General features: G+C 72.5%; 10 protein-coding genes. 3 read left to right on the top strand and 7 right to left on the bottom strand.

The window, feature by feature from the left end; all coding sequences use genetic code 11:
• Positions 1 to 52: 52 nt before the first annotated feature.
• Both ACIBU0_RS31455 and ACIBU0_RS31450 read right to left on the bottom strand, forming a co-directional pair.
• Positions 53 to 535 (bottom strand): SRPBCC family protein, encoded by a 483-nt coding sequence (locus tag ACIBU0_RS31455; protein ID WP_398825177.1) that lies wholly within the window; start codon positions 533 to 535, stop codon positions 53 to 55.
• Positions 536 to 676: 141 nt separating this feature from the next.
• The gene (locus ACIBU0_RS31450; RefSeq protein ID WP_398825175.1) at positions 677 to 1507 is read right to left on the bottom strand and encodes a DeoR/GlpR family DNA-binding transcription regulator; all 831 of its coding nucleotides are present in this window, start codon (positions 1505 to 1507) and stop codon (positions 677 to 679) included.
• Positions 1508 to 1647: 140 nt separating this feature from the next.
• On the opposite strand from ACIBU0_RS31450, the gene ACIBU0_RS31445 reads away from it, so the two are divergent.
• On the top strand, positions 1648 to 4089 hold the full coding sequence (locus tag ACIBU0_RS31445) for a hypothetical protein (RefSeq protein ID WP_398825173.1): 2442 nt from the start codon (positions 1648 to 1650) through the stop codon (positions 4087 to 4089).
• 31 nt (positions 4090 to 4120) lie between these two features.
• Here ACIBU0_RS31445 and ACIBU0_RS31440 read toward each other — a convergent pair whose 3' ends face one another.
• From ACIBU0_RS31440 to ACIBU0_RS31425, 4 genes are all read right to left on the bottom strand, one after another.
• Positions 4121 to 6562, bottom strand: coding sequence for a right-handed parallel beta-helix repeat-containing protein (locus ACIBU0_RS31440; RefSeq protein WP_398825171.1), 2442 nt, complete (start codon positions 6560 to 6562; stop codon positions 4121 to 4123).
• A 109-nt stretch (positions 6563 to 6671) separates the two neighbouring features.
• Positions 6672 to 7277: a hypothetical protein gene (locus ACIBU0_RS31435; RefSeq protein WP_398825169.1), complete on the bottom strand. Its 606-nt coding sequence runs from the start codon at positions 7275 to 7277 to the stop codon at positions 6672 to 6674.
• Positions 7278 to 7501: 224 nt separating this feature from the next.
• The gene (locus ACIBU0_RS31430; protein WP_398825167.1) at positions 7502 to 8329 is read right to left on the bottom strand and encodes an MOSC domain-containing protein; all 828 of its coding nucleotides are present in this window, start codon (positions 8327 to 8329) and stop codon (positions 7502 to 7504) included.
• Between the two features lie 43 nt (positions 8330 to 8372).
• A complete protein-coding gene (locus ACIBU0_RS31425; protein ID WP_398825165.1) occupies positions 8373 to 8807 on the bottom strand; it encodes a DUF6643 family protein in 435 nt (144 codons plus the stop codon).
• 297 nt (positions 8808 to 9104) lie between these two features.
• On the opposite strand from ACIBU0_RS31425, the gene ACIBU0_RS31420 reads away from it, so the two are divergent.
• The gene (locus ACIBU0_RS31420; RefSeq protein ID WP_398825253.1) at positions 9105 to 10385 is read left to right on the top strand and encodes a TerD family protein; all 1281 of its coding nucleotides are present in this window, start codon (positions 9105 to 9107) and stop codon (positions 10383 to 10385) included.
• On the opposite strand, the gene ACIBU0_RS31415 is transcribed toward ACIBU0_RS31420, so the two are convergent.
• Positions 10386 to 11561, bottom strand: coding sequence for a glycosyltransferase (locus ACIBU0_RS31415; RefSeq protein WP_398825163.1), 1176 nt, complete (start codon positions 11559 to 11561; stop codon positions 10386 to 10388).
• A 57-nt stretch (positions 11562 to 11618) separates the two neighbouring features.
• Here ACIBU0_RS31415 and ACIBU0_RS31410 point away from each other — a divergent pair, with 57 nt between their 5' ends.
• Complete coding sequence (locus ACIBU0_RS31410) at positions 11619 to 12404, top strand: glutamate racemase (RefSeq protein WP_398825161.1); 786 nt, start codon at positions 11619 to 11621, stop codon at positions 12402 to 12404.
• The last annotated feature ends 23 nt before the right edge of the window (positions 12405 to 12427 follow it).

Below are 12427 nucleotides of genomic sequence, written 5' to 3'. Positions count from 1 at the left end.
GGCCTTGGGTCCTCTCAGCGCTCGTGATCAGTGCTCTTGAGCAGCGCTCAGTTCACCTGGCGCGTCCCGACGTCAGCCGTCGGTCCAGTGAGGTCACCGCGTCCCGGAACGCCCGGCCGAGGCCGGCCCGGGCGAGGCCGACGGTGAACCGGAAGGGTGCCGTGCCGTCCGCGGCGAACGTCCACTGCACGCGCGTGCCCGTGCCCGCCGGGGCCAGCCGCCACTCCTCGACCAGGGTTCGCGCTCCCGGCGCGTTGGTGACGTCGACACGGTAGGCGTACAGCTCGGGGCTCTTGGCCGCGAGGATCGTCTCCTCGAAGCGCGCACCGCCCTTGAGCCGGACCTCACGCCGGGCCCCGTCGTCCAGCGGCCGGGCCAGCGTCACCGCCGAGAACCACTCGGCCCAGCCGGGCACGTCCTCGGCGAGTGCCCGGAAGACCGGCTCCGGGGGAGCGGAGATCTCCCGCGCGAAGACATGCCGTACGGGCGCGCTTGCGACGAAGTCGAGCGTCACCTCACGCAACAGGTGAGCCATGGACGAAACCCCCTATGCCGACGCCGCTCCGGGCAGCGTCACCATAGCTGGCGCTCCGTCAGATGTCTGCACCGCCCGACGGCGCCGGCTCGGACGCCTGCACCGTCGACTCGGATGCCTGCACGCCGTCCGGCGCCGGACTCAGATGTCCTCGACCTCGTCGGGCTCGCCCGCCACCACCAGCCGCCGCAGGTGATCGGAGATGTCCGAGCGTGCGTCCGTCGGCAGCCCGGCGTCCGTCACCAGCGTGTCGACCTGCTCCAGCGCCGCGAACGAACTCAGCCCCACCACGCCCCACTTGGTGTGGTCGGCGACCACCACGACGCGGCGCGCCGACTGCACCAGGCGCCGGTTGGTCTCGGCCTCCGCGAGGTTCGGCGTGGACAGGCCGGCCTCGACCGATATCCCGTGCACACCGAGGAACAGCACGTCGAAGTGGAGCGTCCCGATGGCCTGGTCGGCGACCGGGCCCACCAGCGAGTCGGACGGGGTGCGCACCCCACCGGTCAGCACGACCGTGGCCGCGCCCTGCCGCGGGCCCGTCGTGCGCTGCGCGGCGTGGAAGACGTCGGCGACCCGCACCGAATTCGTGACGACGGTCAGGTCCGGCACGTCGACCAGCTGATGCGCCAGCGCGAACGTCGTGGTGCCGCCCGACAGCGCGATCGCGGAACCCGGCGCGACCAGTTCGGCCGCGGCCCGCGCGATGTCCTCCTTGGCCGTCAGCTCCAGACCCGACTTGGCCTCGAAGCCCGGCTCGTGCGTGCTCGCCTCGACCACCGGGACCGCACCGCCGTGCACCTTCTCCAGCACGCCCTGCCGAGCGAGCGCGTCCAGATCGCGGCGCACCGTCATGTCCGACACGCCGAGCTTGCGGGTCAGCTCGTTGACGCGCACCCCGCCACGGCGCCGTACCTCGTCCAGGATCAGGGCGCGCCGCTGCTCCGCGAGGAGGTTCTGATTCTCACTCACGTACGCTCCGGTCCTTTCGCCTCAAGCCGTCCGACAGGCCTGCCCACCTGCTGCGACGAGGCCATTCTCGCAGTCCCGGTGTGCGGGCGTCCCATCCTCGCACGGCTTCACCCCCCTCGTACCACCGGCCCGACGCGGGCATGTCATCCACAGGCCATGCGTTGCTCCCCCGTCACTCGCATCGGGGAGATTCGGTGAGAGGAGGTGTGCGCCGCCGCTGGAACGGAGATCCTTCCACCCGCACGGACACATATCTACCGCGCGTCACGGGGGAAGTGCGAACAGTGGAACGTGCCTCAGCCAAGAGAACGGCGCTGGAACTCCTGGTCCACGGAGTCGGCGGCACCACACCTCAAGAGATGCTCGACGATCCGCGCACCGTGCGGATCACCGGCGACGACACGGCCGCCGTCTTCCGGCGCGCCGACGACGTCGACGCCGAATCCAGACCGGACGACTACCGGGGCAAGCCGGTGCCCGAAGCGTACGTCTGGTGCAACCTGACCTCGGGAAACAGCGCCCGCGCCCTGTGGCTGCTGTTACTGCCGTTCATGGTGGTCAACCTCGCCCACTGGATGCGCCCCACCGCACCGGGCCGTGCGCGCACCGTGCGCCTCTACGGCCTGCTCGTGCGGCTGGCCGGCCTGACCCTGACGGTCCTGCTCGTCGCGGCGGCCTGCGAGGTCGCCCTGGACCTCACGGCCTGGCAGTGCGCGGGCACGCGCGCGTGCGCCGACCGGCACAGCTGGCTGGGCTTCCTGTCACCCGAGGTCTCGCACGGCGGCTGGTGGAGCCGCCCCGGCCGCAGGCTCGCTCTCGCCGCCCTGGTGCCCGCCGCACTGACCGGGCTGCTGTGGTACCTCTCGCGCCGCACTTGGAGCGCATACGAGTCCCAGCAGCCGATGTCCCGCGAGCCCGAGCCCGACGAGGAGCCCGGCCGCACTTCCCTGGGCCGCCCCGGCTTCTGGTACGGCCGTCGCCTGGTCGCCCGGCTGCGCGCCGCGCACACCGCTGCCGGCCTGCTCACGGTCGCCGCGGCGGTCGCCTCGGCCGCCGCACGCTTCGACCGCCGCTCAGGCGGACCCGTACTGCTGAACGCGCTCGGATGGCTGCTGGATGCGGCGATCGTCGCCGGGGCGGCCGTCGTGGTGTGGGTGGTCTGCCGCCGGGGCCGCAGCGAGAACCGCCTCGATCAGGAACTCGACCAGCACCTCGTACGACGCCTGCCGCTCGCCTCCCTGGCCCTGCTGGTGCTCGCCCTCGTGTACGCCGGATGGGAGCGCCCGGGCTGGCAGTCCGAGGGCCGCCTGCCGGGCGACGCGACCTTCGGCGCCATCGCCTTCCTCCAGGGCCTGCTCGTGATCGTCCTCGGCGTCGTCGCCCACGTCCTCCACCGCACCGATCCCGACCCGCGCGCCGCGATGCGGGGCCTGGGCGGACCGGCCGTGGCGATGCTGGCCTGCGCGCTCGGAGGCGTGATGTCCGGCGGGGTGTCCCAGCGGGTGGCCGACTGGCTGGACGGCACGGGCGCCTCCATCGACGGCCCACCGGTCCTGCTGACCTGGCAGGCCTCCGTCATCCCGCCGCTGCTGATCCTCCTGCTGCTGCTCTGCGGCTGGCTGGCATGGCGGGCCTGGCTGCTGCGCCGCACCGAACTCGGCACGGTGGAGCTCGACTACGCCGGAGAACCCCGGGACACGGCACGCACCCGTCGTATCGCCGGCACGCGCGCGATGGCCACGCTCACCGACCGCGCCCCTCTCGTCGTCGCCGTCACCGCCGCCGCCACCCTCCTCCTGGGCGCCGGAGCCCTGATCGGTGCCCTGACCAGCGACAAGACACCGAGCCAGGCCGCCGAGGGAACGTACGCCTTCGTCCACGGCGGCGCGCAGACCGCGCAGGCGCTGGGCTCCTGGCTGATCGGCGTCGGCTTCGTCCTGTTCGTCACCTGGGGGCGGCGCGCCTACAAGGACGCCTCCGCACGGCGCACCATCGGCATCCTCTGGGACGTCGGCACGTTCTGGCCGCGCGCCGCGCACCCCTTCGCGCCACCCTGCTACGCCGAGCGCGCCGTGCCCGACCTGACCTGGCGGATGGCGACCTGGACGCGCGCCGAGGACGGCCGCCGCCTCGTCATCTCCGGGCACTCCCAGGGCAGTGTGCTCGCGGCCGCCGCGGCCTGGCAGCTGACGCCCGCCGACCGCAAGCGCGTCGCCCTTCTGACCTACGGCTCACCCCTGGAGCGCCTCTACGGCCGCTGGTTCCCGGCCCACTTCGGCCCGGCCGCCCTCTCCTCGCTGCATGCCGAGGTCGACTGCTGGCGCAACCTGTACCGGCTCACCGACCCCATCGGCGGCCCCGTCCACCTGTCCGGCGACTGCGGTCCCGCGGTGGACCGCGCGCCGCTCAAGGATCCCCTGGCGTACGGCCGGACACCTGAACATCCTCTGCCTGCGCCGATTCTCGGCCACGGCGACTACCAGGCGGACCCGGCGTTCGCCGAGGAGCGAGCGCGGCTGCTGGCGCGGCTGCGGCCCGGGGAGGTGCCGGAGCAGCGGGCGGAGGCGGGGGTGGAGAGGTGAGGGGCACCGTCGGCTGAGCAGTGCCTTTGGCTCAGGGAAGCTCGGGGAGGTCCTCCGCGTACAGCAGGGTCAGGTCGTCGGTGCTCGGCTCGTCGAGCTGGGCGACCCGGCCCGCGTGCCGCTCCACCATCGCCTCGAAGGTCTGGCGTGCCGTGCGGCCGTTGCCGAACGCCGGGCCCTTGGGGATCGCCGTGAAGTACTTCAGCAGGGCCTCGGCGAGGCCGGGGCCGAGCTGGTACTCGTGTTCCTCGGCCTGCTGCTCGACGATGCGCAGGAGTTCCTCGGGGCCGTAGTCGCTGAAGGTGATCGTCCGTGAGAAGCGGGACGCCACACCCGGGTTGACCGACAGGAAGCGCTCCATCTCGGCGGTGTAGCCCGCGACGATCACCACGACCGCGTCCCGGTGGTCCTCCATCAGCTTCACCAGTGTGTCGATGGCCTCCTTGCCGAAGTCCCGGCCCGAGTCCTCCGGCGACAGCGCGTACGCCTCGTCGATGAACAGCACGCCGCCGCGCGCCTTGTCGAAGGCCTCCTGCGTGCGGATCGCCGTGGAGCCGATGTGCTCGCCGACCAGGTCGACGCGGGACACCTCGACCAGGTGGCCCTTCTCCAGGACGCCCAGGGAGGCGAGGATCTCGCCGTAGAGGCGGGCGACCGTCGTCTTGCCGGTGCCGGGGGAGCCGGTGAAGACCAGGTGGCGCTTGACCGAAGCCGCCTTCAGGCCCGCCTGCTGACGGCGCCGGCCCACCTCGATCATGTCGGTGAGGGCGCGCACCTCGCGCTTGACGCTCTCCAGGCCCACCAGCGCGTCCAGTTCACCGAGGACGGCCTTGGAGGTCCGCGTCGGCGTCTCGGGCTGCGTGGCGGCGATCAGCGCTTCCTGCTCGGTGGTGCGCTGGCCGGGGATCGCGCCGAGGAGGCCGGGGGACTGGCTCACTGTCTGCACGGCGGGCTCCGGCGCCGGGGTCGGCTGCCTGAGGCCCGCGCTCTCGTCGCTGGTGCAGTCCTCCACATCGGGGCCCACCCCGGAGGCTGAGTCGGGGCCGCCGTCCGCGAACTCGTACCCGCCGCGTGCGCACCGCTCCGTGCGGCACTTCTTCAGCGTCGTACGGCAGCCGTCGATCACATGGAAGCCATAACCGGAGCTGCCTCTGACCCGGCAGTTCAGGAAGGTGCCGCGGCCGCCTGCCGAGACGTAGAACCCGGCCTCCGCCGGCGACTCGACGGTGCAGCGCTCGATGGTGGGGTCGGCGCCCTTGGTGACGATCACGCCGGTCTGGGTGCCGTCCAGGGTGCAGTTGTTGAGGGTGCCGCCGCTGCCGTGGTCCCGGAACCAGGCGCCCGTCGCCGCGTCCCGGATCCGGCAGTCGTCGAGCTGTGCGGTGGCGCCGTCACTCACCGACACGGCGGTGTTGCGCACCTGGGACAGGTCGCTGTCGACGACGTCCGCGCGGGAGCCTCGGTCGAGGACGAACAGCGCGTCCGGCACGTCGTGGACCCGGCAGGAGTCCAGTACGGCGGTGGCGCCGTCACTGACCCACACCGCCGGATAGTCGCCGGTGCTGTCGAAGATCTCGCACTGGTTGGCGTCCACGCGCGTGCCCGGATCCCACACCGACAGGCCGTTGCGCCCGAACTGACGCACCGTCGTGCGGGTCAGCGTGAGCACGGAGCGCGAGCGCAGGTCGACGGCGTTCTCCGGGATGTCGTGGATACGGCAGTCGGCCAGGGTCAGCACGGCGTCCGTGTCGAGCGTGACGCCGTCGGCGGTGGTGCGGTGCACATCGCAGTCGGTGAGGTGGGCGGTGGCACGGCCGGTGACCTGGATGCCGGAGCCGCGGACCTCGTAGACCTCGCAACCCACCGCCTCCAGGGCGGAGTTCTCACCGGTCGCCGTCAGCCCGGAGCCCGCGGCATGGTGGACACGGCAGCGCTCCAGTCGGGGGTGGGCGCCGCCGCGTACGGCGATACCCGCCTGGCCGGCCGCGACGACCTCGCACTCCTCGAACACCCCGCCCCCGCCGTCGAGTACGGCGATGCCGATGCCCGCGGGATTGTCGACGGTGCACCGCCGCACGGTCGGCCGCGCGCCTCCGCGTACCTCGATGCCGGTCGCGGACCGTGTGACGATCCGGACGTCCGACAGCTCCGGGGCGCCCTCCTCGACCAGCAGCGCGGGCGCCGCCGCGTCCTGGCCCTCGACATGCAGGTCCTGAACCACCGCCGACGCGCGCACCGTCAGCGGCACACCGTCCACGGGCGCGATGCGCACCGAGCCCGGTGAGCCCTCGGGGCCGCGCAGGGTCACCGCCCGCTGGACGACGAGGTTCTCCCGGTAGGTGCCGGGCGCGACGGTGAGGACGTCACCGTCGGCCGCGGCCTCCAGGGCGGCGGCGAGCGATGCGTACTCACCCGTGCGGCGCCGCCACCGCGACGTGCCGGTGTGCGTCACCTGGACCGTGCCCTGTGCCATGGCGTTGATGTGCCCCCACCTCGTCGTACGCGGGTTGTGCTGCCGAAGAGTTCGGCCGGTCCACCGTAGCGTGCGCGCGCTCGGTGGGTTGACCAGAGCCGGAAGGCCGTCAACTGCCGGTGCCGGTCCGGCCCCAGTCCGGACCCGCCTTGTCCCACGCCTGGTCCCAACGCGCGTACCGGCGGAGGACCATGCGCCAGACGATCAGCCGTCTGCTGCCCTCGACGAGCCCGGCGGCGATCACTGCCGCGCCGAAGCCGGCGAGCACGGCGTGCGTGGCCGCGGTGGCGGAGTCCAACGGGCGGGCCACCGTGCGGCCCTGGCGGTCCGTCCATATCGTGAAGCGGTCGCCGGGATGGGGGGTGTCGATGCTCGTCATGACCGGCGCGCGGTGCGTGGTGCCGTCCGGTGCGGTCCAGTCGGCCACGACCCGGGTGCGCATGTCCCGGCCGGTGGAGGTCTCGGGGTCGGCGTCCAGCGGGGAGCCGTCCGCCTTGCGGACCACGGTCGCGGTCACCAGGTGCCGGGACGCCCGCTGTTCACGCACGGACTCCTGCAGGGCGTCCTGGGCCAGGCCGCCGGTCAGGGACCCAACCAAGGGCGTGACGACCAGGATCAGCAGCAGGGCCGCGAGAGCGAGCCAGGCCTCGACCAGATCGGTCGGACGGCGCAGCGGGTTGTGCCGCCAGCGCCAGAGTCCGCTGATCGCCCGCATCGAACTGCCACCCCCTTCCCGCTCCGTGATAACCCCTCGCAGAGCCGCTCACCCGCGGGCCCGGCGAAGAGAGAGCGAAATCACCTGCGCCCAGGGCCTTTCATGAACTTCTCACGAACACCCCAACGCGCGGACCCCGGCCCCGGTTCCCCTACGCCGTCCTCCGGCGGGATCTTTTCCGGCCGGGCTTCCCGGCCTGGCTCGACCGCGGGTCCACAGCGGGCTCAGTCGAGGACGGTGACCGGGTCACCGACTCGGATCGTGCCACGGGACAGGGGCACGAGGTTCTGGCCGAACACCAGCTTGCCGTCGAGGCGTCGGTGCCTGCCCAGGGTGTGCAGGGGCTCCCTGCCGCGCTCGGCGGTGGCCTGGTCGGTCGTGGTCACCACGCAGCGCCCGCACTTCTTCGGGACGCGGAAGGTGACGTCGCCGATGGCGAGGTGCGACCAGTCGTCCTCCGCCCAGGCCGCGGTGCCCGACACGACCACGTTGGGCCGGAAGCGGTTCATGGGCAGCGGACCCTCGTCGGCGTGCTCGCCCTGCGCGATCAGGGAGTTGAGGGCGTCGAGCGAGGCAGCGGTGGTGAGCAGCAGCGGGTAGCCGTCGGCGAAGGAGACCGTCTCGCCCGGCAGCGCGTGCTCCGGGTCGACGGGGCGGCGTGTGGCGGGGTCGTCCATGTGCGCGAGGCGTATGTCGGCGCCGAGATAGGCGCTGCACCAGGCGTGGGCGGCATCGTCCTCGGCGAGCACCGCCTCGACCTTGTCCCGGAAGATCTCCACCGGCACCGTGTCGGCCGGCCGGGGCACGGGCACCGTCAGCGGATCCATGCCGGGCGCGGACAGCCGGACGCCGCCGCCGGGCAGCAGCTCGGCGGCGACCAGCGCGAGGCGCGCTCGCTGGCGCTGCGTGACGACCTTTCCCCCGTCGTCGATCAGTACCCAGCGTCGGTCTCCGGCCAGCCCCCAGGGCTCCACGACGGCCTCCCGGGGCGCGAGGCCCCGGCATGCCTTGACCGGATGCAGGTGAATCGACTGCAACTGCGCATACCCCATGGGGCCATCGTGCCAGGTGGCACCGACAGCCCTGGGGGACGGGTCAGTAGCCGCGGTACTGCTGGTTGTTGTACGGGTCCTGGTAGGGAGCCGGGGCGGGACGCGGAGCCGCGGGGCGCATCGCCTCGTAGCCCATGCCGCCGGGCGCCACCGGACGAGGCTGCTGCGCCTGCGGACCCGGGTAGCCACGCGGCGCGGCCGCCTGCTGAGGGATGTACGCCGCGGGCGCCTGCTGCAGCGGAGCGGGCTGCTGCGCCTGCGGATAACCGTAGGAGGGCTGGGACGGTCCCGACGGGAGGGCGGGCAGTGCCGAAGGCAGCGCGGGCAGGTTGCTGCCCGGCATGTCGTACGCGGCGGGGACCCGGATCGGGGCGATCTGCGGGGTGCCCCGCTCGGCCACGAGCGAGTCGTAGATCGGAGTGTCCGGGAAGGAGGCGGAGTAGTAGCCGCCGCCATAAGTGGAGCGGGGGGAGGTCATGGCGCATACGTTAAGCCCACGATGTGCTGGTTGGGGAGACCGATAAGAGGGTTGTTTTATGTGTCCGCAGTGACGCCGGATCCCCAATGCGAGCGAACTTGGCAAAAAGGGACGCCAATCCGCGTGCGGATCGTGTAAATGCCGAGTTCCGAGCGGGTTACCGGGGGTTGGCCCCCACGTTCCTGTGCTCCACGTGGGAGTTCGGCGGCGCGGAGAATAGGTTGGTCCTGTAGAAGAACCCGATGAGCTGCCGGGACATGCCTGGCGCGGTGACCCGTGATGGGGGCGGACATGTCAATGCCGAAAGGATCGAATGCTCCGGTGCCGACGACGGCGCTGCGGGTCGAATTGGGCTGGCGCTCCGGGCCGGGCGTGCCCGACGCGGACGCCTCGGCGCTGCTGCTGGTCGGCGGGAAGGTCCGCTCCGACGGCGACTTCGTCTTCTACAACCAGCCCGAGCACTCCTCCGGCGCCGTCCGGCACGAGGGCAAGCGGGACGCCGGCGGGCGGGTGACCGACAGCCTGCTCGTCGACCTCGCGCGCGTGGAGCCCGCGATCGAGACCGTGATCCTCGCCGCCTCCGCGGACGGCGGTGCGTTCGGCCAGGTGCCGGACCTCGCCATCGAGGTCAAGGACGCCGCCCAGGGCACGGTCGTCGCCCGTTTCGACAGCATGGGGGCCACCGTCGAAACCGCTTTCGTCCTGGGTGAGTTCTACCGCCGACAGGGCGCCTGGAAGTTCCGCGCCGTCGGCCAGGGCTACAGCAGCGGCCTGGAGGGCCTGGCCACCGACTACGGCATCACGGTCGACGAACCCCAGCAGCCGGCCCCCGCCGCGCCACCCGCGGCCCCGCCGCTCGCGCCGTCGGTGACCGCGCCCGCTACCGTGGCGCCGCCCGCCATGCCGCCGGTTCCCCCGCCCACGCCCCCGACGGCACCGATCAGCCTGAGCAAGGTGACGCTGACCAAGGCGTCGCCCTCGGTCTCGCTGACGAAGCAGGGCGGCACCTCGGGCGCCATGCGCGTGAACCTCAACTGGCAGGTGCGCAAGCAGTTCTCCGGCTGGGCGAGCAAACTGGGCCGCCCCGTCGCCATGCACAACGACCTCGACCTCGACCTGTGCGCCCTGTACGAGCTCACCGACGGCAGGAAGGGAGTCATCCAGTCCCTCGGCAACGCCTACGGCGCCCTGCACCAGCCGCCGTACATCCACCTCGACGGCGACGACCGCACCGGCGCCGTGGCCAGCGGCGAGAACCTCACCATCAACCTCGATCACCAGCGGGACTTCCGGCGCATCCTGGTCTTCGTGACCATCTACGAAGGGGCACGCTCCTTCGCCGACCTGCACGCCACGGTCACCCTCACGCCCCAGCACGGAGCCTCGGTCGACTTCTCGCTCGACGAGTGCACGGTCCCCTCGACCGTGTGCGCGCTCGCCCTGATCACCAACACCGGCAGCGACCTGATCGTCCAGCGCGAGGCCCGTTACCTCGTGCCCGAGCGCGGAGTGAGCCCGCAGCGCACGGTCGACTACGCCTACGGATGGGGCATGAACTGGACGCCCGGCCGCAAGTAGTCAGCCCTCGTCGGGCACGGCGTCGGGCCGCGCATAAGTGCGCCCCTTCCAGGCCGCGCCGCGCCCCCGGTAGTGCTGCACCGCGGAATCGACTGTCATCAGGAGGTAGAGGAACGCGGTGAACGGCAGCAGTGGAGCGAGCCACAGTGGCTGGCGGTAGTAGCGGAGCATCGGCACATAGGTTCCAGTCATCACCAGCCACGCGAGACCGCCGGAGGCCGCCGTCGCCGTATCCCCGACGACCGCGCCCGCGACCACGGCCACGGGCGGCGTGAGATACACCAGCGCGAGCCCGGCGACCGTCCCGGCCAGCACCAGCGGGTTGTGCCGCAACTGTGCGTACGCGCTGCGCGAGACCATCCGCCACAGGTCGCGCAGCCGCGGATACGGGCGCACGCTGTCCACTCGCTCGGCCAGGCCCAGCCAGATGTGGCCGCCGCCGGCCTTGACGGCCCGCGCGAGCGCCACGTCGTCGATGACGGCGTGCCGGATGGCGTCCGGGATCCGTGCCCGCTCGGCGGCCTCGGCGCGCATCAGGACGCAGCCGCCCGCCGCGGCCGCCGTCCGTGCCCCCCTCCTGCCGATCCGGCGGAACGGATACAGCTGCGAGAAGAAGTACACGAAGGCCGGCACGACCAGCCGCTCCCACAGGCTCTCCACCCGCAGCCGGGCCATCTGCGAGACGACGTCGAAGCCTCCCGTGCGCGCCGCCGCGACCAGCTCGCGCAGGCTGTCGGGCGCATGCGCGATGTCGGCGTCCGTCAGCAACAGATACTCGGGGGCACGCACGCGTGCCAGGCCGATGCCGTGCCGCACCGCCCAGAGCTTGCCGGTCCAGCCCGCGGGCGGCTCGCCGGGGGAGTCCACGGTCAGCGGGAGCCCACCGTGCCGCCGTGCGAGCTCGCGCGCCAGGTCTCCGGTGCCGTCCGAACTGCCGTCGTCGACCAGGAAGACCTCCGCGTGCCCCGGGTAGTCCTGGGCGAGCAGGGACGGCAGGCTCGAGCCGAGCACCGCGGCCTCGTCGCGTGCCGGTACGACGACGCAGACGGACGGCCACGCGTCCGGTTCGAGGCGCTGCGGAAGTCTGACGTCGGTGCGCCAGAAGAAGCCCTGGCAGAGCAGCAGCCACAGCCAGGCGGCGAGTGATCCGGCAGCGGTCCACGCGAAGGCGCTCACGCGCGCAGTCTGCCCCACCCGACCGGCCCGTAAGGGGCCATCGTCTATCGTGGCCGGGTGAAGATCGCGCTGATGGACTCCGGAATCGGCTTGCTCGCGGCCACCGCCACGGTACGGCGACTGCGGCCCGACGCAGATCTCGTGCTCTCCCTCGACCCGGACGGCATGCCCTGGGGCCCGAGGACTCCCGAGGACCTCACACAGCGCGCACTGGCCGTGGCGCAGGCCGCCGCCGCGCACCGCCCCGACGCGCTGATCGTCGGCTGCAACACCGCGAGCGTGCACGCCCTGCCCACTCTGCGCGCCCATCTCGAGCCCGGCATTCCGGTCATCGGCACGGTACCGGCGATCAAGCCGGCCGCGGCCGGCGGCGGCCCCTTCGCGATCTGGGCCACGCCCGCCACCACCGGCAGTCCCTACCAGAGGGGCCTCATAAAGGACTTCGCCGACGGTGTGTCGGTCACCGAAGTGCCGTGTTTCGGGCTGGCCGAAGCGGTCGAGCACGCGGACGAGGCGGCGATCGAGGCCGCCGTCGCCGCGGCCGCGGCGCTGACCCCCAAGGACGTCACGACCGTCGTCCTGGGCTGCACGCACTACGAGCTCGTCGCCGAGCGCATCCGCACCGCCGTCCAGCGCCCCGGCTTCCCGCCCCTCGTTCTGCACGGCTCCGCCGGAGCCGTCGCCGCACAGGCGCTGCGCCGGCTCGGCGAGCAGCCCGCCCCCGAGGCCGAGGCGAGCGGCACCCTGACCGTGCTGCTCAGCGGACGCGAGGGCCCGCTCCCCGAGCCCGCCCTCGCCTACGACGAAGGCCGTCTCCTGCAGGAGGTCAGCCCCGCACGGTGACCGCCGGTCACCGACAGAGGCTT

Origin of the sequence: Streptomyces sp. NPDC049627 (genome assembly GCF_044465645.1) — a bacterium.
GTDB lineage: Bacteria > Actinomycetota > Actinomycetes > Streptomycetales > Streptomycetaceae > Streptomyces.
The sequence above is the reverse complement of the archived record's forward strand: the minus strand, read 5'-3'. Positions and strand labels throughout refer to the sequence as shown.

Coding starts and splice junctions, on each gene's coding strand:
- ACIBU0_RS31435 (WP_398825169.1), bottom strand. CDS start 7,277: ATGCGGGCGATCAGCGGACTCTGGCGCTGGCGGCACAACCCGCTGCGC.
- ACIBU0_RS31440 (WP_398825171.1), bottom strand. CDS start 6,562: ATGGCACAGGGCACGGTCCAGGTGACGCACACCGGCACGTCGCGGTGG.
- ACIBU0_RS31430 (WP_398825167.1), bottom strand. CDS start 8,329: ATGGGGTATGCGCAGTTGCAGTCGATTCACCTGCATCCGGTCAAGGCA.
- ACIBU0_RS31455 (WP_398825177.1), bottom strand. CDS start 535: ATGGCTCACCTGTTGCGTGAGGTGACGCTCGACTTCGTCGCAAGCGCG.
- ACIBU0_RS31420 (WP_398825253.1), top strand. CDS start 9,105: ATGCCGAAAGGATCGAATGCTCCGGTGCCGACGACGGCGCTGCGGGTC.
- ACIBU0_RS31445 (WP_398825173.1), top strand. CDS start 1,648: ATGTCATCCACAGGCCATGCGTTGCTCCCCCGTCACTCGCATCGGGGA.
- ACIBU0_RS31425 (WP_398825165.1), bottom strand. CDS start 8,807: ATGACCTCCCCCCGCTCCACTTATGGCGGCGGCTACTACTCCGCCTCC.